This window comes from Brevundimonas sp. UBA5713 (assembly GCF_002419815.1).
Lineage (GTDB): Bacteria > Pseudomonadota > Alphaproteobacteria > Caulobacterales > Caulobacteraceae > Brevundimonas.
In genome coordinates this window covers 1-23,231 of sequence record NZ_DIGV01000018.1, presented here as the reverse complement: position 1 = coordinate 23,231, position 23,231 = coordinate 1, and the positions used below count along the sequence as shown (strand labels likewise).

General features: G+C 59.7%; 22 protein-coding genes and 1 riboswitch. Of the genes, 5 read left to right on the top strand and 17 right to left on the bottom strand.

Going from position 1 to position 23,231, the window contains the following annotated elements; translation table 11 throughout:
• Positions 1–553 precede the first annotated feature (553 nt).
• Both B3B04_RS03965 and B3B04_RS03960 read left to right on the top strand, forming a co-directional pair.
• Entirely contained in the window at positions 554–1,729 is a 1,176-nt protein-coding gene (locus tag B3B04_RS03965; RefSeq protein ID WP_292040084.1) for a nucleoside triphosphate pyrophosphohydrolase family protein, read from the top strand.
• Complete coding sequence (locus tag B3B04_RS03960) at positions 1,726–2,406, top strand: uracil-DNA glycosylase (protein ID WP_292040082.1); 681 nt, start codon at positions 1,726–1,728, stop codon at positions 2,404–2,406. The genes B3B04_RS03965 and B3B04_RS03960 overlap by 4 nt, the downstream gene beginning before the upstream one ends.
• Here B3B04_RS03960 and B3B04_RS03955 read toward each other — a convergent pair.
• The 15 genes from B3B04_RS03955 to B3B04_RS03890 form a co-directional block, all read right to left on the bottom strand.
• Complete coding sequence (locus B3B04_RS03955; RefSeq protein WP_292040081.1) at positions 2,386–3,180, bottom strand: hypothetical protein; 795 nt, start codon at positions 3,178–3,180, stop codon at positions 2,386–2,388. The two genes, B3B04_RS03960 and B3B04_RS03955, sit on opposite strands and share 21 nt — an antisense overlap.
• Positions 3,152–3,625: a C1 family peptidase gene (locus B3B04_RS03950; RefSeq protein WP_292040079.1), complete on the bottom strand. Its 474-nt coding sequence runs from the start codon at positions 3,623–3,625 to the stop codon at positions 3,152–3,154. Before B3B04_RS03950 ends, B3B04_RS03955 begins: the two co-directional genes overlap by 29 nt.
• A gap of 211 nt (positions 3,626–3,836) precedes the next feature.
• Positions 3,837–4,850 carry an ImmA/IrrE family metallo-endopeptidase gene (locus B3B04_RS03945; protein WP_292040078.1) on the bottom strand — a complete coding sequence of 338 codons (1,014 nt, stop codon included), beginning with the start codon at positions 4,848–4,850 and terminating at the stop codon, positions 3,837–3,839.
• A gap of 3 nt (positions 4,851–4,853) precedes the next feature.
• Positions 4,854–5,201 carry a helix-turn-helix transcriptional regulator gene (locus B3B04_RS14585; protein WP_313442661.1) on the bottom strand — a complete coding sequence of 116 codons (348 nt, stop codon included), beginning with the start codon at positions 5,199–5,201 and terminating at the stop codon, positions 4,854–4,856.
• The gene (locus B3B04_RS03940; protein WP_292040077.1) at positions 5,201–5,533 is read right to left on the bottom strand and encodes a hypothetical protein; all 333 of its coding nucleotides are present in this window, start codon (positions 5,531–5,533) and stop codon (positions 5,201–5,203) included. Before B3B04_RS03940 ends, B3B04_RS14585 begins: the two co-directional genes overlap by 1 nt.
• 393 nt (positions 5,534–5,926) lie before the next feature.
• On the bottom strand, positions 5,927–9,748 hold the full coding sequence (locus B3B04_RS03935) for a CHAT domain-containing protein (RefSeq protein WP_292040076.1): 3,822 nt from the start codon (positions 9,746–9,748) through the stop codon (positions 5,927–5,929).
• A gap of 807 nt (positions 9,749–10,555) precedes the next feature.
• The gene (gene cobS / locus B3B04_RS03930) at positions 10,556–11,320 is read right to left on the bottom strand and encodes an adenosylcobinamide-GDP ribazoletransferase (RefSeq protein ID WP_292040075.1); all 765 of its coding nucleotides are present in this window, start codon (positions 11,318–11,320) and stop codon (positions 10,556–10,558) included.
• Positions 11,320–12,357, bottom strand: coding sequence for a nicotinate-nucleotide--dimethylbenzimidazole phosphoribosyltransferase (gene cobT / locus B3B04_RS03925; RefSeq protein ID WP_292040074.1), 1,038 nt, complete (start codon positions 12,355–12,357; stop codon positions 11,320–11,322). The genes cobS and cobT overlap by 1 nt, the downstream gene beginning before the upstream one ends.
• Positions 12,354–13,829, bottom strand: coding sequence for a cobyric acid synthase (locus B3B04_RS03920; protein ID WP_292040073.1), 1,476 nt, complete (start codon positions 13,827–13,829; stop codon positions 12,354–12,356). Before B3B04_RS03920 ends, cobT begins: the two co-directional genes overlap by 4 nt.
• Complete coding sequence (gene cbiB / locus B3B04_RS03915; protein ID WP_292040072.1) at positions 13,817–14,803, bottom strand: adenosylcobinamide-phosphate synthase CbiB; 987 nt, start codon at positions 14,801–14,803, stop codon at positions 13,817–13,819. Before cbiB ends, B3B04_RS03920 begins: the two co-directional genes overlap by 13 nt.
• Positions 14,769–15,542 (bottom strand): ABC transporter ATP-binding protein, encoded by a 774-nt coding sequence (locus B3B04_RS03910; RefSeq protein ID WP_292040069.1) that lies wholly within the window; start codon positions 15,540–15,542, stop codon positions 14,769–14,771. The genes cbiB and B3B04_RS03910 overlap by 35 nt, the downstream gene beginning before the upstream one ends.
• Positions 15,539–16,531 carry a FecCD family ABC transporter permease gene (locus tag B3B04_RS03905; RefSeq protein ID WP_292040067.1) on the bottom strand — a complete coding sequence of 331 codons (993 nt, stop codon included), beginning with the start codon at positions 16,529–16,531 and terminating at the stop codon, positions 15,539–15,541. Before B3B04_RS03905 ends, B3B04_RS03910 begins: the two co-directional genes overlap by 4 nt.
• Complete coding sequence (locus B3B04_RS03900; protein WP_292040066.1) at positions 16,528–17,379, bottom strand: ABC transporter substrate-binding protein; 852 nt, start codon at positions 17,377–17,379, stop codon at positions 16,528–16,530. Before B3B04_RS03900 ends, B3B04_RS03905 begins: the two co-directional genes overlap by 4 nt.
• On the bottom strand, positions 17,376–18,386 hold the full coding sequence (locus B3B04_RS03895) for a threonine-phosphate decarboxylase (protein WP_292040064.1): 1,011 nt from the start codon (positions 18,384–18,386) through the stop codon (positions 17,376–17,378). Before B3B04_RS03895 ends, B3B04_RS03900 begins: the two co-directional genes overlap by 4 nt.
• Before the next feature lie 6 nt (positions 18,387–18,392).
• On the bottom strand, positions 18,393–20,336 hold the full coding sequence (locus B3B04_RS03890; RefSeq protein ID WP_292040063.1) for a TonB-dependent receptor plug domain-containing protein: 1,944 nt from the start codon (positions 20,334–20,336) through the stop codon (positions 18,393–18,395).
• Between the two features lie 139 nt (positions 20,337–20,475).
• A riboswitch (cobalamin riboswitch) is annotated at positions 20,476–20,683 on the bottom strand.
• A 9-nt stretch (positions 20,684–20,692) separates the two neighbouring features.
• On the opposite strand from B3B04_RS03890, the gene cobU reads away from it, so the two are divergent.
• Positions 20,693–21,241, top strand: a complete 549-nt coding sequence (cobU, locus tag B3B04_RS03885) for a bifunctional adenosylcobinamide kinase/adenosylcobinamide-phosphate guanylyltransferase (RefSeq protein ID WP_292040061.1) — start codon at positions 20,693–20,695, stop codon at positions 21,239–21,241.
• 3 nt (positions 21,242–21,244) lie between these two features.
• Here cobU and B3B04_RS03880 read toward each other — a convergent pair whose 3' ends face one another.
• Complete coding sequence (locus B3B04_RS03880; protein ID WP_292040060.1) at positions 21,245–21,658, bottom strand: DUF1636 domain-containing protein; 414 nt, start codon at positions 21,656–21,658, stop codon at positions 21,245–21,247.
• 90 nt (positions 21,659–21,748) lie between these two features.
• Here B3B04_RS03880 and cobO point away from each other — a divergent pair, with 90 nt between their 5' ends.
• Together cobO and B3B04_RS03870 are read left to right on the top strand one after the other, a co-directional pair.
• Positions 21,749–22,363 (top strand): cob(I)yrinic acid a,c-diamide adenosyltransferase, encoded by a 615-nt coding sequence (cobO, locus tag B3B04_RS03875; protein WP_292040059.1) that lies wholly within the window; start codon positions 21,749–21,751, stop codon positions 22,361–22,363.
• Entirely contained in the window at positions 22,363–22,842 is a 480-nt protein-coding gene (locus B3B04_RS03870) for a hypothetical protein (RefSeq protein ID WP_292040057.1), read from the top strand. Before cobO ends, B3B04_RS03870 begins: the two co-directional genes overlap by 1 nt.
• On the opposite strand, the gene B3B04_RS14645 is transcribed toward B3B04_RS03870, so the two are convergent.
• Complete coding sequence (locus B3B04_RS14645; RefSeq protein ID WP_409516042.1) at positions 22,839–23,126, bottom strand: HigA family addiction module antitoxin; 288 nt, start codon at positions 23,124–23,126, stop codon at positions 22,839–22,841. The genes B3B04_RS03870 and B3B04_RS14645 overlap by 4 nt on opposite strands.
• Positions 23,127–23,231 lie beyond the last annotated feature (105 nt).

Sequence of the window (23,231 nt, the reverse complement as noted above, 5' to 3'; positions counted from 1 at the left end):
CTTGAAGCTGAGAACGCGCAAGCAGCTTAGACCTGCGAGTCCGATTTAATGGGAACCGAGTCCAATAATATCGGCACCATAAATTCGGTCCGAACCCCAGTCTCACTGTGAGTCTCAGAAAACTGGGACTCTGACACGAGTTCTAATCCTCAGAACTCCAGCACATTTCGCAGACTGCACAGGTTCGGAAAGTGTTGCAGCCATAAATGGCTGTTTTAACGGCAAGATAGATACAGATTCAGTAATGTAGCCGTTGCAGTCGTCGCCTGCATTTGTGTTGCAAGTCCGAAATCGCTTGGGCGATTTGTGAGGTGTGAAGAGTGTGAAAACACTAGGCTTCAATAGCTTGTGGATAAGCGGCAAAAGCGAGACGAGCGTCCGCTTCTGACTCTTTGCAGCCACTAGGAAGGTCCGCATTTCGCGGCCTGATGCGTTTCTTGAACACCATCTCCAGTGTTTCGACCGGAATGTGTGCCGCTGGAAGCGAGAGCCGGTGGGAGACGTCGCCTCCGAATCGTTTGAATAACAATGAAATGGTAATGGGGGCTCAGGAATGGACGACTATAAACCGTTAACGGTGGAGAGATACGCCGCAGATGCGGCAAGAACGGACCGCGGTGTGGAAGGCCAATCGCTCGCCTTTCCCCTTCTCGGGTTATTCGGAGAGGTAGGAAGCCTACTGAGCGAACTGAAGAAAAAGCAACGCGATCCTGCCTCATATCGCAGCCATTCCGACGCCGTTGCCGAGGAGTTGGGAGACGTCCTTTGGTATCTCGCGGCAGTGGCGCGACGCGGGGGAGTGGCCCTTAGCGCTATCGCCGCCCATATCTATAGACAAGATACTCAGTGGAGAGGTGTCGGCGATCCGACGCTGACCTTTGAGGCGCTCCAACCTCATCCGATCGCGCCGGGAGGCGAGCCGACCGCCAACTTCGAGGAAACGTTACTTAATCTCTCTTCTGACGTGGGCCAGCTCATCGGGGATTTCCAGGCTCACCGACTTGAGGTCGATGAGAGCCTTCTGCCTACTCGACTGGCGACGATCTTTACTCGTCTGCTGCGGGCGTCGCGCGAGGCTCGCCTGACCTTGGAGGGGGCGGCTGTCAAGAACACCTACAAAATCTTTGATAGATGGCCGGAGAAGAGGGAGTATCCGGAGCCGTTCGACGCTGACGCGGACCCTGACGAACAACTACCGCGTCGGCTGGAGGTAGAGGTCTATGAGAAGCGTGTAGGGGGTAAGGACTATGTTTTTCAACGCTGTAACGCTCTATTCATTGGCGACCGCCTCACCGATAATTCTTTAGAACCCGATGATTATCGGTTTCATGATGTTTTCCACTACGCGTTCGTCGCCGTGCTCGGGTGGTCGCCGGTGACACGGGCATTGATGCGTTTGAAGCGCAAGAGCCAGCCGCAGATCGACGAAGCCGAGGACGGTGCTCGAGCAATTCTGATTGAGGAGGGCGTCTCGACTTGGGTGTTCGGACAAGCTCAGCGGCTAAACTATTTCGAGGGGGTCGAGATAGGGAAAATGCCATTGGATCTGCTCAAACAGATCAAGCAATTCGTGGCAGGCTACGAGGCGGACCGTCTACCCCTGTGGCTTTGGGAGGAGGCAATCCTCCAAGGATACGAAGTCTTCCGATATTTGCGTCAGCACCGCCGCGGCCGGGTGATCTTGGATTTCGAGGCCCGTTCTTTGTGTGTAGAACCTCTCGCATCATGACACCTACCGGCTTTTTAGATGCGCTCCAAAGCGTCTCCCTTCCGAATGTTTTCAATCCCTGGCGCGACCAGTGCGCCGACTACGACCGGGTCGACGCGCCTTTGTTGCGTCGAGAAAACCTGCGCCTTTTCCTGGAACGGGCGGTTGAGGTGGACAATGCCACCATGTGGATCGGACGAGACCTCGGCTATCGTGGCGGACGGCGGACCGGGGTGCCCCTGACGGATGAGGTGCATCTCTCCTCGGCTTCTGCCCTTATGGGCGACATCAAATTAGTCAGGGCCACCGAGGGGCCGGTTGTGGCGGAGCGGACTGCGGCGGTCGTTTGGAGCGTTCTGCGGAGAGTGCAGCGGCCCACTATGCTGTGGAACGTCTTTCCTTTCCATCCGCACCTTGCCCAAGATCCGATGTCGAACCGATCTCATACCCGTGTGGAGCGAGATGTAACATGGCCCTTTCTGGAAGCGTTAATCGAGATGGTGCAGCCGGCTAAGATCGTGGCAATAGGTCGGGACGCCAGCCAAGCCCTAGGGGAGCTCGGCGTCGCATGTGATGCGGTGCGGCACCCCAGCTACGGTGGCCAAGCCGAATTCGTGGCGGGCATGCACGCAATCTACGGGGTCGCCAACATCCAACCTAGCTTCGCCGAGCTAGAACTACCTTCTACGTTCATCTAGAGCATCACAGTCGGCCAACATACCCTTAATGGCGGCGCGCGAGGCGGTTTGCTTGGTGCGATTGCGGGGCTGGTCGATAATCGCGTGCGACGAGACGACGGTCAGGGCTCCAACCTGAAGATTCGCCTCTTGGGCTACGAAGGCCATCAGCCGCCCCAGACCGATCAGATTACCGAGCAGTTTCTCAATATAATAGTGATTGCGGTACAGCACGGTTAGATGCAGCAGATCTCCCTTAGTCGTCCGTTCAGGTTTGAAGCTAGCGTGGCTCAGGCACTGACCACCATAGGGAGATCGGTCGACATCGCGCAAAGGGTCGAAGACTGAGAGCTCGAACTTGTTGAGCGCTTTGACTGAGGGATCCTTCAGACGGTCGACGATGTTGTCCAGCTGATTGAAAGCAACGCCTCCATCAGGACGTGGCAGATTGATCATCCGCTCGAAATAGTAACCGGACCAACGGTCTCCCCCGCGCGCGGCCGCGGGCAAAACATAATCTACGAACCGAGTGTAAAAGTCCGGCGATCCGTACCGTCGATGCAGCGCGGCGGGGAACAGCGTATTGGCCACCGTCTCGATCGGCTTAGCGTTCCACTGTCTGAGGAAGTTGTCCACGAGCGTTACCGCGGGATCGGCGAGGGTGGACCGCGCAAGCGGATCGGCTATGTCGATGATGACGTTCTGGGCCTCATGGCCCGGACAATCGTCAACTGCCTGGACCGCGGCGCGCCACGCGCTGAAACAATCAGGCTGCGGCGGAATGGGCAGATACATGATCGTCCTCTTCGAGAAGAGCGAAACCGTAGAGGCGAGTCTCGACATAGTTCCGTGTCAGCCAAGCATAACCGGCGACACCCCAGCCGGTGCCCCAACTATTTCGAACCAGGATGGCCGGGGCTCCGGCCATCTCGCCGTGCCCAACTGCTAGAACAGCATGGCCTAGTGCTGGATCTCCGACCTCGCCGGGCGCTGGGCATACAACCCCAGCGGCGTCCGGTCGGTAGAAGCTGGCGGAGAGCTTCAGTAAGATCAGCGCCGGCCGGTTAGACTGAAGGGCGTCAATGATTGCGGTCCAGCCGAAGGGCAAAGCCTGCCCATTGCGGGTGAACCGTTCGCCATTTACCGGCGGCCTACCCCAAGCGTCGTTCGCGGCGGGCGTCGGGTCATAGGGCCAGTGCTCTTCGGCGGGCTGGCCGTCTTCACGCAGGGCGTCCAACATGAAGTCCAGACCCGCGCCTGAAGAGGGCGGAAAACCTGCGCGCATCTGGGCATGGTAGAAGGCCGCCTCGCAGGACAGTGGTACCCAGCCAGGACGCATCGCAGCGTGGAGATCGCTGGCCGCGAAGGCTAGACAGGTCGGACGTGGACCTTGGTCACGAGCCGAACCGAAGCGATGGCGCAAATCAGTTTTGATATCTATGACTCCCATCTTAGGCTGCCGCCAACCAACGGCGACGTTCCGCGCGTGAAAGGCCAGACACCTCGGGGCCTGATAAGTCGAAGGTCACAGCTAACGCAGCGATCGGCGGGTCCTTGAGCCAGGGTCGGCTCTGGCGCAGATCTAAAGCCCCCTCAACATCCTCGCCGTTAGGTCCCGCCAGAACCTCACGCTCGATTGGAGCGCCGATACTGTCCATGGCACCAACAAGCCGGGTGTCGCGGAGGACGACTAGGCCGCTGGCCTGAAGAGTGTCGAAATCCCAGAGATAGCCGGCCGAGCCGAGTTCCTGGACACGGATGACGAACAGGTCTCCGCGGCTTCCATCGATCCTTCCGCCTTGATCCTTCTCGGTTATAAGCCATACGTCGCCGTGATAAGACGTGGGGGTGAAGTCGCCGAGGAGCTCGGCCTTTAAGATCCGAGGCTTGGTCGCCAAGACGGTCTCGCGCTGGGCAGCATCGAGTAGGTCGTAGCGTTCCAAGGTGCGAGTCATGGCCTCGAAGCTCACGCCTAGGCGAAGCGCCAGCTGATAAACGACTAGCGGACGTTCGAGATCAACAGCCCGCCAACCCTGCCTGGCGCAATGGGCTGTTATCAGCCAGCGGGGCATCAGCAGGGCTGCGGCGAAGGCGTCGGCCTCTGTCTCTTGGAAGCCGGGACTGAGATCGCGACCGGGCGCGCGTCGCAAGACCTGTACCTCGTCATCGAGACTTGGCCGATGTCCGAGGGTCGAATGTCCCAGCTCATGCGCGGCGGTGAATCGCTGGATGCTGAGCGGGCGTTGTGTGGTGATCATAATTCCCGGAATGGGGTCGTTGATGAACGCACCCAGAAGACCGTCCAAAGGTCTAACCATCAGGGGGGTATCGAGCGCCGCGATCAGATCAAATACATCTATGGCACCCGGCTGGGCTTCCAGTTGGGCGCGAAGATCGAACTTTCTATGCAGCCGTCCGGCGGCCGCCACTCCGTTCCTTACAGCCTCCTGATAATTCCTCGCCATTTGTCAGTCCGTCTTTCGAGCACGCGCCAAAAGAAACTCTGTGAAGCGGCTCAATTCCTCCCGGTCTTTTTGCGACAAGTCGGCTGCCTGGCGCGCCAGATGGGCTACATCGGGAGGCAAATCTGGCGGTCCTTCGCTTCCGGTTAGATACCCCACGGACTGTCGATAGAGACGAGCAAGACGGGTAAGTTCGATTGCTTCCACACGTCGCTGCCCGCTTTCAATCCCTGTAAGGGCCGTGCGGGGCAGCTTAAGATGCGCGGCCACCTCATCCTGCTTAAGGCCGAGATACTCCCGCGCCTCACGAAGCCGTTCCCCCAAGCTACGACGGGCTTGTTCGTCGTCCTCCATTATGCACCAGCCGGATAGTTTTTTTTCCAGGCCGCCTCAAGCCTTGGCATCATGTGATCCAAGGCGGCCTGGATAGAATCGTAGCCACCCGTCTGGACGATATTCTTGGGCTCGAACCCGAGAATGTCCTCAAGCGCCAAGGTCACGTCTACGACCGTCAGGGAATCTAGTCGGATTTTAGTGGTGAGTAGGGCACCCGGGGTATCGGGAGGCGTCAGCCCCTGCAGTTTAAGCTCACTTTCCGCCAGGGAGGTCAGCTCTGCCAACAAGCAGGCGCTCGTCTCCTGGACGGGAAACGGCTTGATATCAGGCTTGTCCTTGATTTGGCTCATGGCTGATCCTCCAACATAATACCAATGTAATGTTAGAAAATCGAACATGCAACCTTTGCTTTAGCGATAGCGAAAGAAAGTGGACGGATGCGCCATTCCTAGGGCGACAGTTTTTAGCAGCACATGTGAGGCATCCGCCCGGCGATACGAATGTCAGTCCACCCTAGCCCGAGCAGTCCAGTTCAACTGGCAACCCGTCCGCTCACTTGGCATTGTGCAGTCAGACCACGTCATGACATTCCTGCCCGACGGTTAAGAACTCTGGTCGGCGGTCAAAATTAGCTGTCGCTTAGCGGTGACGGAATGTCTTCGCTCCGGAGCGAACTTAAGGTCCGCGTTTGGCGCAGGCCCGACAGAAAGAGGGAGTAAGGCCAGCTGGGCAGCGAGACCACCTCATATGAGGCTGCCCGAAACTGCGGTCTGTCGGCGAAGCAGGGGATTGCCGTAGACGGCCATAGCGAGACCGCGAGCCGGATCGTGGGCAAAGGCGCGATCAACGATCGCGTTGGCTTTGAATACGGCGTCGATCAGGCTGTCCCCAGCCATCCAATGCTCTAGGAAGGCTGGCAGCCAGTGCGACGGCACGCGGGCGTCCAGCGGCCAAGGGGAGGCGACGACAGCTGCGCATCCCCGATCGAGAATTTGCTTGGCCAGGCCGACTGTGGTGTTGGCACCCGGATGTCTGTCGGCGCGACCCGCGCTGCAGACGAACAGGATGACGACGCCGACATTGCGTAGGGCGTTGGCCAGATCGAGGGCACCGACTCGAAGAACGCCTTCATCCGACACAACCTGAAAGAATTTGCCGTCCGGGTGAACGCCGCCGTGCGCGGCGATCACCGCGAGACTGGCGCCAGCGAAGGTGGCTGGGAGGTGGGGGCCGTGATCGGTTAGAAAATCGTGATCACCCAGAGTGGCTTCGAGGCGTTGGGCGATCATCGGCAGCGTCTCGCTGTCGTCGCCGCCGACCGCGGTGGAAATCCAGGCGCAAGACCGCCCGTCGCCGATCATGCCCTTTGCCATGGCGCGACCCAGCCAGGCGAGCGAGGGTGCGGCGGCCAAGGGCCGCGTCCGTCCGGCGAAGTCGTCGTCGATGAACAAAAGATTGGGCGGGAAGGCCTGTAGATCGATGTCGGCGACGATCACCACACGCCCTTCCGGGAGCGCGCTGACCCTCAGGTCGGCGGTCGTTGTGTAGAACAGATTGGCCGAAGTCTCATCAATCCCATAAGCATAGGGGAAATCGACGGACCAAGCGTTGAGGCGTGCCTGGGTGATGACGGCTTCAGGCTCGCGAACGGGTTGTGCGAACATCCCGTTGGAGGTCGTGACCGTCACGAGCCTTCCCGCTTCGTCGAAACCCGCCTGGACTACGGTCAACCCGGCCTTAGACAGGGCCGCAGCGGTATCCGCAGGTTCACTCGTCGTTTTCGGCGGTGGCGGCGGCGCTGCCGCTTCATCCCACTCGGGCAGCGCCACGCCGCGGTCCGTCAAAAGCTCCAGCGCCAAAGACGTCTGTTCAGCGTCCGCGATGAAGTCGTTGTCCGATAGGGCGCGGGCGGCGAGCACGGCGGCGTAGCGGCCGTCGAATCCTGCATCGTCGGAATAGCGGGTGGCGCCAGCGACGCCTGCGACGGCAAGCAGGTCGGCGGCGGACGGCGTGGTCGCAGCCATGGCCTCCATCAGGTGCCCAAGGGCGCCTTTGGCCTCCCGCCGCGCCCTTTCGAACAAGGCCTCTGCGCTCGCCGGGACGGAGATCTTTCGCAGACGGGCGACGCGAAGCGCCTGACCGAGGAGCACGCCGGCCGGCGCGGTTCCTCCGTTGCGTTCGAAGGCCGCTTCGAGATTGGCGGCGGCGTCGACCAGAAATTGTTCGAAGGCGTTGGCGTTCGCGTCGAGCGCGAACATCGCTTTCTGCCGGATTTGCAGCGCCAGTGTATCCAACTGATGGCCGTATTGATCCTGATGGCCCATCCGATCCAGCAGGGTGCGCGCCTTGCCGATGGCGGTCATCGCCTGATCCATCAGGCCGCAATCGCGGAAGATTCGCGCGAGGCCCGCGACTTCCTGGTAGATTTCCTCCTCGTCCCCCGAAACGTCCGCTGCGAACGTACAGGCGATGGCCATCAGGGCCTCGAACTGGATTCCGCAACGATTGTAAATATCCGCCATGGCGAACCAGGCCAGGCGGCGGCGGCGCGGACTCCCGGCTCCGTTCAGCAGGGCCAGTTCCGCCAGGTCGCGCGCTTCCTGCGCTTCGCCGGAACTGGCCAGCTTTCCGGCCACCAGTCGGATCATGCGCAGATCATAGTCGGGATCGGAGGTGTGGGGCACCGCGGCCGCGCCGAGAGCGAGCCAGCGAAGCAGATCCTTGTTGTCCGCCTCGTCGCCTGCTGGGGCATAGTTCAGATAGGCGACGATCGCGGAGACGACCTCGTCCGCGGGTTCGGTCATGAGCGCCTTGGGCAGGGAAAGCCGTCCAATGACGACGGGCTGTTCCGACGACAGGAAGGCGAATGCCTGCTCCAGGAAAGCCTTGCGGTCCATCAGCCAGTCCATCCCGGCTGTTCCCAGCGCGCTCCCTTTGCGAAGGGCTACTGGTCGGGACGCGAGGCGAAGCACGACGACCGCCAGGACCGCCAGTCCTGTGGTTCCGGACAGGGACGGTTGGACCAACGCGATGAGTCGAACCCGAAGATTGCGATTGGTCGGATCTTGCGCCAGCCGTTGGATCAGTTCCAGGACCGCGTCGGCGAAACGCTCCATGTCGATGAGGCCTCCGCCGTCGGATCTCGCCGAAAGAAGGATCTGTTCCAACGTCCGCAGGAGAAGGCGTTCGCCGCGTTGCTGCTGGTTGTTCGTCTTCGGCAGAGGAACGGCCAGGTCGAAGGCGTGGACGACGAGATTTCGGGCCAGGGCGTCGCCGACGCAGGCCATCCGATAGGCATCAGCTAGGGACTGGTTCTCGCCGGCGCTGGCGATCAGCCCCTGATAATCGGGAACTCCGTCTCCGGCGAAGGCCTTCGACAGGGCCCGAAAATACAAAGCACTCGCCTCATCGCTCGGTTGTTCCTCGGCGACGGCCGCCGCCGCGTCGTGATCGCGAGCGAGCAAAGCGTCTCTTTGCCGGCGGTCTCTCAAGCTTGCGCTGCCTGGAAACAACGCCTGAAGACGCTCCGCCGCCTGGACTTCAAGCGCCGTCGCGCCGATATCTTCGGCTGTGGCGAGCGCGCTTTCCAGATCCTCCCGATTAGCCAGAACTTCGATCGCAGGCGCAAGGATTTTAGCGGCGAGGCCGGATGCGTTGGCGTCCTCCGCGATCCGGGCCAGCTTAACGCGGGCGTTCCCGTTCAGCTGGCCGTCGAGATCAATCTCCTTTCGGATAAGGTGCAGTGCTTGTTCGAAATGCCCCGCCTTATGCAGAAGCTGGACCTTCAAAAAGGCTTTGTGAGTCTCAAGGGACTGCGGAAGTGTGTCCAGGTCCTTGAGCGCCCGGCCTAGCCGCCCGTCGCGGATCCAAGCGTCCCATTGATCCGCGTGTTCCGATAGATAGGTCGATGGATCATTTTCCATCCCCCCTCCCATGACTCCGCACCCGTCGATAGAAAGAAGAAGGTCTGACAGTTCAGCTCGGCGCGGGGTGAACTCGCCGACGTCCAGCGCGACGTAGAGAGTTTTCTCACGGGCCAGGAGAGTGATCCGGGCCGCGAGTCCATGAATCTGAGGTGCCCAAACATCCTCCGCCTGAAGTGGAGTTACGGCACCCGGGGCGATGTACGGATCGATGGCGTCGTCACGATAGCCGCTAGCGTCCATTACCAGGATCGCCGTCCGTTCCGGTTGGACGGTGACAAGATCCGTCACAGTCTGAGCCCAGCGGTCCTTGGCCGCCACCACGGCGACCTTATGCTCGAACCATGCGTCGGCGTTTGTTACCGGCTCGCCTTCCAACCGCTCGAGACTGTTCAGAAATTCTGTTCGAAGCAAGTCGCGCGAACTATCGAGATCAGATCCCGGCGGGACGACCACCATATAACGTAGCAGGGCGGGCGTGCCGTCCATCATTCGGATCGCGGTCAAGATCGCGATAAGTGCTCCAGCGCGATTCTGGATAGGGCCGCCACCGATGCAGAGAATGTCCGAGCCGCCGAGCACGTTCGGAGCCTGCTGCACGAACGCGCCGATCTGTTCCAGCAGGCTCTTATCGTGATCCACCGGCTCCGCTTTGCCAAGAGCAGTTATGGAAGGATCCACTGTCAGAGGATCGCCCTCCGCTTTGGGAGGATGCGTTGAGGCGGAGTTGTCCGGTAATGTCATCGTTTAAGCCTAGCAGTGCAGGACGTGCTCGTCGCGATTCAACTGCGCAGTACTTCCCCGATTGTCGTCTTTCAAATCAAGGTCCCTTCGTAGTCGCTGCAGAAGCGCAGCGCTCTCCCCGGCATCCTCCGTAAAACGCGTCCTGCATCGATGTCCGCATTCCGGAATCGAGCCAACGTCCGCTCATGGCGCTAGGCAGACATTACTCTAGCTTACTGATATCGAAGGCGGAGCCCCAGTAGGTTTCTTTCCCCCTTCCAATCTCTGTTATCGCTCTGGAGAGGTCGCCATGCGCGCCTAGTGCCTCGTCCGCGAGGGCGATCATTCTTGGGTTTGGCGTGCAATAGGGCGCTACGAATCGCAGGCGTGCGGCCAGTTGTGCCGGCGAAGGTCTGGCTCGATCAAAGGCGATGATAAAGGCGGCGGCTGGTGAGCGGCTGACGCCTGCCCAACAGTGGATGAGCAGGGGGCCTTGTGCCCGAGAACTCCGGCCAAACTCTATGATGGATTTGATGTTGTCTGGTGAGGGTTCAATCAGACCCTGGCGGGGTTCGGCTATGTCGTTGAAGCGCAGTTCCAGATGATACGGGGCTAGGCGCTGAAACCCCGTGGACTCGGCCGACGGAGAGATCAGGCTGAGAATATGGCTAGGGCGGCGGGCGCGAGCGATCGCCTCTACGTCATGTAGGGGGCAGACGATTATGCTCATGACAGAATGGCAGCCATCGCCAATAGGAACCCGATCTCGAAGGCTTGCTCGATGGCACCCAGGACGTCACCGGTACGGCCGCCTAACAGACGCCAAGCGACACAAGCTGGAATAGCGGCCACGGCGATGCCCACGGCCACGCCTATTGCCGCCTGAAAAGGCGAGAAGGGGAGCAAAGCGAACGCTCCAATAGATATAGCGATGGCCACATTCCATGCCGTCGTCCTGTCCGGCTTGCCCTCCTTGGCCATGCCCGGATCGCCGCCGTATGGCATAATGGCCATGGCTAGAACTGCGGTTGAGCGCCCCATGGCGTTAGCCGCCAATACACCGAACAACCCGAGCAAAGGGCTGGTCGAAGCGAGCGTCCCGACGCAAAGAATACGCAATGCGAGGTTCATGAAGAGAACGGACGCGCCATAGGTGCCGAGGCGACTGTCCTTCATGATTTCGAGGCGGCGGCTTCGTGTCTGGCCACCGCCGATGCCGTCGGCGGTATCGGCCAGTCCGTCCTCGTGGAAACAGCCAGTCAACGCCATGCCCGCAGCCACAGCCAAAACAGCAGCTATCCAAGGGCTCCAGATCAGACTTGCTAGCCAAAGCACACAGCCTGAAACGCCACCGACCATCAACCCTACGGCGGGATAGTAGCGAGCGCTCTGCTGTATCCATTCGGGTTGAAAGTCGTCTAGCTGCGGGGTCGGTACGCGGGTCAGAAACTGGACCGCACAGATGAACAGCTTGGTCTCTTTTACGATCATCAAGAAGCACCCAAAACTTCCACAAGGGTGGCGACGTCGGTCGTGATCGCGCAGGCGCTCCTGATGATCGGCACAGCGAGCAGGGCGCCTGTGCCTTCACCAAGGCGCATATCTAGATCAAGCAAAGGGCGCACGTTGAGCGCGTCAGTGATAGCCTTGTAGCCAGGCTCGGCGGAGGTGTGGGTGAAGATGCAGAAGTCCTGCGCGTGAGGTGCCAACCGGATCGCTAGAAGGGCCGCTGACGAGCAGATAAACCCATCGATAAGAACCGGCACTCGGCGCTTGGCGCATTCAAGAATAGCGCCCGCAATCTGACCAATTTCGAACCCGCCGAATTCTACCAGAACGTCCATTGGGTCTGATGCATTACTGCGATCGGCGGCCCTTGTAAGTACGGCGCGCTTGATGGCCATGCCTTCATCGGAATGACCTGCTCCCGGACCGATACATCGGTCAAGCTCTTCACCCGTCAGGCGATGAATGAGCAACGATGCCGAGGAACTGTTGCCAATGCCCATCTCTCCCAAGGCGATAATGTCGGCCCCTTTGTCGATGACGTCGACAGCGACTTGTGCGCCATAGTTCAGTGCCAGCTGCGCCTGTTGGAGCGACATAGCAGGCTCTACGGAAGCGTCATTAGTGCCTCGACTGACCTTGCGATGGATTAGGTCATCTCGGCCATTTAGATCAGCGGCGACACCTGCATCGACTACATGGACGCTAGCCCCCACCACCTTGGCAATGGCGCTGGCGGAAGCTCGTCCTGCCAGAAGGCTGTCCACCATTGAGACCGTCACACTGGCGGGAAATGCTGCCACTCCCGAACGCGTGAGGCCGTGGTCGCCTGCGAAGACGATGAGGGCTGGATCGTTGATTTTGGGTTGGCTGCATTGCTGCATCAGCCCGATGCGCACCGCTAGCTCTTCCAGCCGTCCTAGAGACTTCGGTGGCTTGGCCTTTCCATCAAGGCAGGCCTCGATCTCTGGCCTGATTGACTGATGGAGGGCAGGGAAGTCGAGTAGGTGTGAGATCGTCATTTACGGCAAGCCAGTTGGTACAGATGATCGAGGTCGAGGTGTTGTTCGAGCGTGGCGGCTATGGCGTCGAGTGCGGCATCAACCACGGCGGTATGGTCAGGAGCGGGGGGTATTGTCCGAGTTAGGCCCAGTATGCCTGCGCGGGCTTTGGAGCTATCGAACACGCCGTGAATGTAGAGCCCGTGGACAAGGCCGTTAAGCGATGTTGCACCGTGAGGTTTGCCATCAATCAGGGCGACGGGCCTCTCTGTGTCGGCACCGAACGTCTGGCCTACGTGGATTTCATAGCCCGTGAAGTCTGAGCCACAGGCGGTGATCTGGCCTTTGACCTGTTTCAGCGTTTTCGAGGGATGCAGTGTGGTCTCGACGTCGAGCAAGCCCAAGCCGCGACACGAGCCAATTTCGCCTTCTAAGCCGTGCCGATCATGGATGTAATGGCCCAGAAGTTGATAGCCGCCGCAGATGCCAAGCACGCGCTTGTTGCGGCGGACGTGGGAAAGGATGTCGATGTCCCAACCCTGCGCCTTGAGAAACGCCATATCCGCAATAGTGGCCTTCGTGCCGGGAAGAATGATCCAGTCGCTATCTTCAGGAATGGTTTGGCCCGGCGGAACGAATTGAAGATCAAAGTGTGGGTCGGCAGCCAAGGAATCGAAATCATCGAAATTGGCGATGCGTGACAACATCGGGACGGCGATGCGCACCTGACCGTCCGGCTGAGCCTCTGAGGAAGTTTGCAGCACGACTGCATCCTCGGCGGGCAGTCGGCTAGCCTCAGTAAGCCATGGCACCATACCCAGATCGTGCCATCCGGTCAGGTCGGCAATCTGCTCGCGGCCTCGATCGAACAGGCTTGGATCACCCCGAAACTTGTTGATGATAAAGCCATGGATCATGGCGGCGTCTTCAGGATCAAGCACCGTCTTGGCTCCAACCAGAGCGGCAATGACATGGCCGCGGTCGATGTCGCCTACGAGGACAACCGGGACCTTGGCCGCGCGGGCGAACCCCATATTGGCGATGTCTCCTTGGCGCAGATTGATCTCGGCGGGGCTGCCTGCGCCTTCGACGATGACGAGGTCGGCTTCTGAGTTCAGGCGCTCGAAACTGTCCAGAACGACATCTAGCAAGGCAGCTTTGCGCTGCTGATATCCGATGGCCTTCGAGTGACCCTCGACCTGACCTCTAACAACCAACTGAGCGCCCGTGTCGCTGTGGGGTTTGAGAAGGACGGGGTTCATATGAACAGTTGGCGGTGTCCGGCATGCAGCGGCCTGAAGAGCCTGCGCCCGGCCAATTTCTCCTGTCAGCCCACGATCGTCAGGTTGGGTGACCGCGGCATTGTTCGACATGTTTTGCGGCTTGAACGGACGCACTGTCAGGCCGCGATTGGTGAAGGCCCGGCACAGGCCCGCCACAAGCACGGACTTACCGACATCCGATCCGCAGCCCTGGATCATCAGAGACGCCATAGAGCACCTGCGAGGACCAAGATGATGGTGAGCAAGCCGAGGGCGAGAAGGTAGATGACAGCGCCGTTTTTCATGTCCATTGCCGTAGGAGCCGATCCATTACCAAAGCTCGGGCGCTCGCAAAGGACTCCGTCGTAATGGACTGCTCCTCCCAGTCGAACTCCCAAGGCTCCGGCCATGGCGGCCTCTGGCCAGCCCGCATTTGGAGATGCGTGTTTGGCGGCGTCTTTCAGCATGACACGCAGGGCCTGTGACGCAGTTCCTCGGGCGGCACACGCCATTACGATCAACAGGCCAGCGATACGGGCCGGTATCCAGTTGGCGATGTCATCGGTTTTCGCCGCGGCCCAGCCGAAGGCGCGCCATCTCGGCTCCATGTGGCCGATCATGCTGTCCGCTGTGTTGATGGCCTTATAGGCAAACAGTCCGGGCAGACCCCAGATGGCGAACCAGAACACGGGGGCAACGACGCCATCGTTGAAGCTTTCAGCCAGACTTTCCAAAGCTGCAGCCGAGATGTCTGAGGCGTTCATGGTCGCGGTATCACGGCCAACAATCATGGACACGGCGTGCTTGGCAGCTTCCAAATCGTTTTGCGAGAGCGGGCGCTGAATGGCAACGAAGTGCTGATGCAGACTGCCCGCAGCCAGACCAAATATGCCAAGAAGGGCGCATAGGTAGGGCGCGATGTCGGGCAGCCATGCCGTTAGCCCGCACTGGACAACAAGCCCGACCACAGCAGCTGAAACTGCCACAACCAACAAGGCCAATACCCCGCGCCATCGCTTGGTGCGTTCAGGCACTGGATTTAGGTTCCAGCGCCGATCCAGCGCCCCGATCAAAGCGCCCAGTGCAACAACCGGATGCGGTATTCGGCCGGGCCAGCGGATGAAGAACTCCAGCCAGAGCGCACCTGCTACCAACCAAAGCCAAGGGAGGTCATGCACGAGCCAGGGTCTCCAGCACGTAGCCATTGTTGCCCTTCAATAAAGCAGTGCTGATCCCGTAAGCCTGTTCAAGGAACTCGGAAGCCAAGACCTTGCTAGGCACGTCGTCGGCCAGCACCTTTGCATCACTCAGCAGAATGACCCGATCCGCGGCCTTTAGAGCTAGAGTGAGATCGTGCAGCGTTAGAATGACGCCACGCCCGTCCTTATGAGCAAGCTCTCGGAACAGGGCTACGACGTCGAGGCAGTGACCCGGATCAAGCCCCGCCAAAGGCTCGTCGGCAAGCAACCATTGGGGATCTGTCGCCAAGGCTCTTGCCAACAGAAGCCGCGCCCGCTCGCCGCCTGACAGAGTGGAAACGGGGCGGTTGGCAAACTCTGATGTAGAGGTGCGTACCAACGCGTCACGGACAGCAGCGGCATCCTTAGCCGTCCGTCCCCACGGTCCGCAGTGAGGCGTGCGGCCCAAGCCCACGAGGGTTTCGCCATCAATCTCCCAAGCCAGTTCCGAATGTTGGGGAAGGTAGGCGATGCGTTTAGCACGCTCTTGTGGCTTCAGGTCCAGTAGGGGCGTGGCATCGAGGTGGACCTTGCCCAGATCGGGGCGACGCAGTCCGGCCAAACAATCGAGCAGGGTGGATTTACCCGCACCATTCGGACCAATGATGGCGGTGACCTGTCCGCGCTGTACCGAGAGGTTGATCCCCTCAAGCACCGACCGCGAGCCGAAGGTGACACAGAGGTCTGACGTCTTGATCTGGCTCATACGATTTTCCGGCGCATGGAGATGAGGAGGGCGAGGAAGAAGGGCCCTCCCAATGCCGCCATGGCTACGCCCAGCTTCACTTCGTTGGGAGCAGGCGTCAGTCTGACGAGAATATCGGCGGCCAGAGTGAGCGCCGCACCGCCAATCGCAGACGGGATAAGCAGCGCGCCGGGTTTGGACTTTACAAAAGGACGCAGCAGGTGTGGGGTGATCAGTCCGACAAAGCCGATGACGCCTGTCACGGCCACGGCTGATCCGATGGCAAGGGCTGCTCCCACAACAAGGGCAAGACGCGTTGCGCCAAGGTTGATGCCGAGCCCCTTGGCTCCGGTCTCGCCGAGGGTCAGAGCATCGAGGGCTCGGCCCTGAGACGCGAGCAGGATCAGCCCAAGCATCATGCCCGGTGCGGCGATCTTCAGATCATCAAGGCTGCGGTCCGCCAGTGAGCCCATCAGCCAGTTGATGATCTCGTTCACGGCCCACGGATTGGGCGCGAGGTTCAGAGCAAGTGCGACGCCAGCGCCCGCCACGGTCTGTATTACCACACCGGCCAGAATGAAGGTCACGATGCTGCTCGTTGAGCCAGCAAGAGCCAGCAGCAAGGCCACGCCAAGGGCAGCCCCCGCCATGGCCATCATGGGCAGCACCCACGGCTGACCACCAAAGCTGCCCATATAGAATGTCGTGACCGCCCCCAGCGCAGCCATGCTGGAGACGCCCAGCATACCGGGGTCGGCAAGCGGATTTCGCGTATAGCCCTGCATGGCGGCACCGCCCAATCCCAGCACAGCACCCACCATGACGGCCAAGAGTGTTCGAGGGAGCCGCAGCTCCACTAGAATGGCCCATGATGGATCGCCCGGAGTTGCCAGCCATTGGTGCAGAGGAACCCAGACCTTGCCGGCATAAAGGCTTCCTAAACAGAGCAGCGCCACAAAGGCGAAGAGCCCGCCGTAGAGAGCGGCAGGATGGATCGACGCTGACTTCATTGAAGGGCCTCCAGCGCCTGCTGTCGTGCGCGGACGAGTGCTGTGGCGGTATCGATCAATACAGGCCCGCCGCAGTAGAGAAGCTTTTCGGGGAACTCGACCTGCACCATCCGGTGCGAGATTGAGTGCAGGGCAGGGTGGAGCATGATCCGTTCAGCCCATGACCTCGCGCCCTGTGATCCCGCTCCGCTCAGGAGAACTTCGGGCGGATTGGCGATGATCTGTTCAAGGGACAGATTTCCCCATTTCCCGACACCATACCGACCAGCCACATTATCGAAGCCCGCGATCTCCATCATTTCGGACATCAGCGTGCCTTGGCCCGCGGCAAAGCCGTTGGGTTGGAACACCACGGCTTTCAGCCGCCTCTCGTTTGGCCGGATGCGGCACAGTTCAATTTGGCGCGTAATTTCTAGGCTCAATACAGAAGCGCGGCCCGCATGGCCTGTCAGTGCGCCAATACGATCAACCTGCTCGAGACTTTCCCCAATGGTTTGAGGGACGCCAAACAGCTCAACAGCTATCCCTAGACGCGTCAGGGCATTTCGCGTGGCCCGTGAACTGTGCTGACTGCTCAGCACAAGATCTGGGCGCAGCGACACAATCTCTTCTGCCGTCTCGTGGGTGATGGGCAGGGTCTGGGCGAGCGAATAGATGTTCGACTGTTGCGAAATACGCGAAAAATGGCTGATGGCCGCAATCTGATGCCTTGGGGCCAACCGAACGAGGATGGCGTCCAGGCAGGGGTTCAGAGATACAACGCGGCGTGGGAGCGAGGCTGCAGCCGACGCAGGCCAAGCCATACTGGCCATGCCGGCAAGGAGGGTAACGCGTCGGCTGACAATCATAGCTCTGCCTCCAGCGCACGGTGCAGACGGTAAAAGTCATCCGGCCGTGGCAGGCCGAAGCGCAACACGTCAGGCGTATGGTCGAACGGTCGCGTCAGGACCCCGCGTCGGCATAGCTTCCAGAACCAATCATGGGCGCGGGAGTGTCGGGCCAGCCTGAACAGACAGGTGCCACCGATCACCTCGAAGCCAGACGAGATTAGCGCTTCATCAAGTTTTACCGCTTGTCCTTGGAGCGATGCGAGGGTCGCTTCGCTCCAAGCCGGATCGGCATAGGCCTGCCTGCCCATGGTGATTGCGTCTGCGGAGACGGGCCAATCGCCTGTCAGGGCCCTCAGCGAGGCTTTGAACGCCGGGGAGGCAATCGCGAAGCCCAGCCGGACACCTGCCAGACCGAAGAACTTTCCAAACGATCTAAGGACAATAAGCCGATCGGAGATGACATCCGCCATGGAGTTTTCAGGTGAGCATTCCCCGAAAGACTCGTCGATCACCAGCCAGCGCCCTTGGGTTTCACGCTTTCGCAGGATGCGAAGCAGCTCGGCCTTGCTGAAAACATACCCGTCGGGGTTGTTGGGATTGACGATGACCAGCACATCGGAGCCCGAACTGTACGCCTGATGATTGCTTATCGTCATGGGGGCGAGAAAAGCCGCTCGCCATGTCTCTGCATGTGCCCCGTAGGTCGGACCGACAATATCGACCGTGACCTTACCCAGAAGTACGGGCAGCAGGCGAATGACGGTCTCGGCTCCAGATGCGCCTGCAACACGTTCCGGTTTAGCGTTGAAAAAACGTGCCGCCGTGGCCTCTAACGCAGCCAGTTCCAGTGGATCAGGCAGGCGGCCACGTTCCGCCGCACTGGCGGGCTGTGCCGGATAGGGCACCGGATTGATGCCGGTCGACAGATCAAGCCAAGGCTCAGTCACCTCGGGGTGGGCGTAAGAGGCGGCCCGAAGGCCGCCTCCATGCCGTATCGCCTCTTTATGCGGGCGGACGGATAGCATGACGCATCAGAACCGGATGCGGACGCCACCGAATACGCCACGGTCGGCCGTGCCGTAGTTCTGGACGATCTGATACTGCTCGTCGAACAGGTTCTCGACGCGACCATAGACCTCGAGGGTTTCGTTAATCGGGTATGAGACGCGCAGGTCCACGAGGGTGTAGGCGTCCAGCGTGCCGGTGTTGGCGTCGTTGGTGAAGGTCTCGCCCGAATAGCGCACCGCCACGCCGGTCTTCAGGCCGCTGGCAAAGGCATAGTCAGCCGAGAAGTTGGCCATATGCTCTGGGCGGCGGGTCAGCTGCTTGCCCTTGTTGGTGCCCGAGGCGCTGGTGGCGTCGGTCCAGGTGTAGTTAGCAGCGACCTTGAAGGCGGGCGTTACGTCATAGACGCCGCTGACTTCGATGCCTTGAGCCTCGGTCTTTTGGACGTTGGCGTAATAGCCCCAACGCATCGCGCCGTTCACGACACAAAGCGGATCAGCCGTGCTGGAGCAGCCATTGTAGCGGATCTCATTATCCGCCTCGCGGTTGAAGTAGGTCACGGCGACGGTCGCCTTATCCAGCAGCTTTTGCTGGACGCTGACTTCCCAAGCGTCAAACTCTTCCGGCTGCAGGGTCAGGTTGCCGTATTCGCTGTAAAGCTCGTACAGGCCCGGCGCGCGGAAGCCTTGGCCCCAGCTGGCACGAAGGACGGTATTGCCTTCGTTGAGCGTCCAAGCTGCAGCGACTTGGCCAAGGGCATTGTCGCCGTACTGGGCGTGGTCATCATAACGCACGCCAGCTGTCAGGTTCAGCGAGGGCAGAGTCGCCCACTGGAACTGGACATAGGCGCTGTCGAGATCTGCGCGGCCCGTGCCAAAGGCCGGCTTGGTCGTGCTGTTCGACGGCGAACGGGTCCGCATCTCGGCGCGCTCTGACTCAACACCAAAGGTCGCACTGAGGTCCGAGGTGAAGGCGAAGCTGCCTTGATAATCCCAGCGCGTGTTCTCTCCCTTGGCCTCGAAAGTCGAGGTTTCGATGGTGCGGGCTGGGTTGGTGTTGTTGCGCTGGGTATCGGTGTAGGCATAGCCGATGCGGTTACGCAGGCGACCATCCAGCAGATCGAAGTTCAGACCCGCATAGGTAACCAGCTCTTCGGTATTACCGAACTCGCGGCTGTCGCCATTGTAGGCATCGAAGTCATTGGTACCGTCGGAATAGACCGCGCGCAGGTCAAGCGAAGCGTTGTCGGTCAGTTTGAGGTTCAGTCGGCCCGAGACGCTGTTGTTTTCGTAGCCGTCATCCTCTGTGCCCGTGGCATAGGCCGAGAAGCCGTCAGTCTCATAGCGGTTCGCTGCCAGACGCCAGCTGAGACGGTCATTTGACCCACCGATACCGCCACGGAAATACTGGGTGCCGCGCGATCCCACTTCGGCACTCAGGCCACCTTCGAAGGCCTGCGTTGGCTCGGCGGTGATGATGTTCACCACGCCGCCGATGGCTTGGCTGCCCCACAGGGTCGACTGGGCACCGCGTAGGATTTCGATACGGCCCGCGTCGCCTACCAGCAGGTTGCTGAAGTTGGCACCGCCTTGGGTGGAGGAGGGGTCGTTCATCTTCACGCCGTCGATCAGGACGACAGTGTGGTGCCCCTCAGCGCCGCGGATGTTGACGGTCGTTGAGGTACCGACGCCGCCGTTGCGGGTGAAGCTGACGCCCGGGGTACGGGCCAACATGTCCGGAACAGCCGTCGCTTGCGCGGATTCCAGCGCAGCCTTGGTCAGTACCGTGACTGAAGCCCCTACCTTGTCGATCGACTGGGCCGAACGGTTGGCCGTGACGATGACGTCGTCAACGGTCGTCGCGACGGTAGCCGCAGTCGGCGCTGCAGCCTGTTGGTCGAGTTCGGCGGCCAGCGCCGGCGAAGAAAGAAGAACGGCAAGGCCCGCAGCCGGGAAAAGAAGCCTGTTCAATGTGACATCCCCACATGGATGCGCACAGCGAGACAGACCACGCCTGTGTTTCAAGACACGCGCAATCGCCCGCTGAACGCGGTTGAAAACGATGTCGTCACACGAGTTACCTCGACCACTTGGCTCTTCCCGGCCGCGTGGAGAACGACGGCGGCAGGTAGGTCTCCTGGCTTGCGGATCAACGCCGATGCACGTCGCCTTCCCAGGGACATCTGGCCGTAGCCAAGTCAGTCTCCAGTGGCATATGACGTGCGGGCTAGCCGCTCACAGTTGCGGGAACAGCCGGAGTTTTTAACTCCGTTCCCTTTTAATCCCCGTTAAGGGGAACCTGACGCAATTCGGCAGTAGGACTGTCCATGGCTCAGGTCAACCGGAGATTTTTGATGTCGTACACTCTGGTGCTTGGCGGCGCTCGCTCAGGAAAGAGCCGATATGCCCAGCGTGCCGCCGAGGCTGCAGCGACAACAGCAGGCACCAAACCCATCGCCATTGTGACGGCACAGATCTACGACGACGAGATGGCTGAACGGGTCGCCAAACATCGCGAAGAGCGCGGCGATGAGTGGGAAACAATCGAGGCACCGCTTGATCTACCTCAGGCTATCGAGGCCTTGGAGGAGGGCCACGTGGCGGTCATCGACTGCATGACGCTCTGGCTGACCAACTTGATGCTGGCCGAGAAGGACATTGCTCAACAGACGCGCGATCTCCTCGCCGCCCTGACGAGCACACAGGCGGAAATCTGGGTGGTCAGCAATGAGGTCGGTTGGGGTATCGTGCCGGACAATGCGCTTGCCAGACGGTTTCGCGACGAAGCTGGTCGCTTGAACCAAGCCTTGGCAGAGAGCGGCAAGCAATCGGTTCTGATCGTGGCGGGTATGAAGCTGGACCTCACCCGCCCATAGGCATCAATCGACGGTGATCATGCCTTCTGGCGGAATACGCACGAGGAAATGCCCCTTCACGCCTTCCGGCCAGTTTTTGTAAGGCACGACGCCCTCAAGGCTTTGATCATAGTGTTGCGCAAACTCCGCCAAGGCTTGCGCCGATTCAGGTGTGGGTTCGAAGTTGGCGAGGACATAGCCGACCTTGCCGGGCGCTCTCAAATGTATCGTGCAGTGCTGGGAGCAAGCGAACAGACAGGCCATGGGTTCGACGCTGATCGAAGCCGTCTCAAGCGCGTCCGTCGCATCCTTCACATGACGAAAAAGAGCGGCACCACCACGCTCGCCAGAGGCATTCAACGGCTCATCAGCTTTGAACTTACACGTCGAACAAACAACGATTGAAGTGCCGCCATTTGAGGCGCGCAATATCGACATCACATACAATCCTGAGGCATGGGGCGCAGCACAACAGCACCCCAAATCCGCGTTTCCGATTCTCTATCGGGTCGTGGTCAGGATAGGCACATGACCACAGAGATCGACAACAGCCAGCTTCGACATAAAGAAAAAATGACGAAGATTCAGGCCGTTAAGGCCAAAATCTTAAGCACAAAGACAGTCGAAAAAGGCTTGGTAATTGTCCATACCGGTGCAGGGAAGGGTAAGAGCACCGCGGCATTGGGCATGGCGCTGCGCATGATGGGTCACGGCATGAAGGTGTCGATCATCCAGTTCATTAAAGGCGCAATGGACACCGGTGAGCAGGCAATTTTCGATGCGTTTCCGGACCTCGTGGAAATGCGTCCAATGGGCGAAGGCTTCACCTGGGACACTCAGGATCGTCAACGCGACATCGAGCAGGTTCGTGAAGCTTGGGAGGCCTGCAAGGCTCGCATTATGGATCCCGATTGGAAGATGGTCATATGCGATGAGCTCAACATCGCTATCCGGTACAACTACCTTCCTGTGGACGAGGTGCTGGAATTTCTGGCCCAAAAACCTGACGACACTCACGTGATCATCACGGGCCGAAACGCCCATGAACGTCTGATCGAAGCCGCTGATCTGGTCACTGAAATGGGTCTGGTCAAACACCCGTTCAGAGCCGGGGTAAAAGCCCAGGCCGGGATCGAGTTCTAATGCCGTCTCAACAGATCGAGACAATCGAGGCCGAGGAGATGTCCGCCCTCATCAGGCTCAAGAACGTCGGACTAGGATACGAACTGGATATTTCAGCTGCCATAGAGCGCAGTCTGCTGCTGCGGATGCGCATAGCCGAGGTGGCTGCGTTGTGTAAGCGAATGTCTCGTAAGGCCACACAAATCCAATCCGACGAAGCCTATCGCGTAACCGTCACAGCAGATAACGTCGTTAGCGCGGGCTATAAGCTCGCTAAGGCACTCACCAAAATTAACAACCGTAGCCTTACGTCCGCTGAGATATGCGAGGCGTTGGGCATCTCCAATCTCGAACGCATAAGATGGACGAAATCAGGCCGGCTGGTATCAGCTGGTAAAGAAGAGATCGGCCGCTCAGGATCCGTAAAATCCGACCTATACCGTCCTCGAGATATCGTCTCGATTAGCTCGGATCAGATTGCAGATTGGCGGACTGTTTAAGGCCTATGCTTCAGGGCTACTACCGACTGATCGTGGCTAGCCTGTAGATTCAGCCAAAACTCAGTCGACGTACCAAACACTCTACCAAGCTTTGAAGCCAGATCGAGCGAGATGGATAACTCCTCTCTCAGAAGCTTTCGGACCACAGTATCGTCTGATAGACCCAGCGCACGAGTTAGGGCTTGGGCGTCTAGTTTATACTCGGGAAGGTAATCCAAGCGGAGATGCTCGCCTGGGTGAGCGAGTGGTGTTGATAGGCATGAATAGTCGCCATCCCACGCTATAGAGTCGGATTGACGTGACCTGACGTGACCCCCTGAAACTCCTCCAGGAATAGCTAGAGTCCGCCCTAACGAAGGACGGACAGAATGAAGCGATCAAGGTTCACG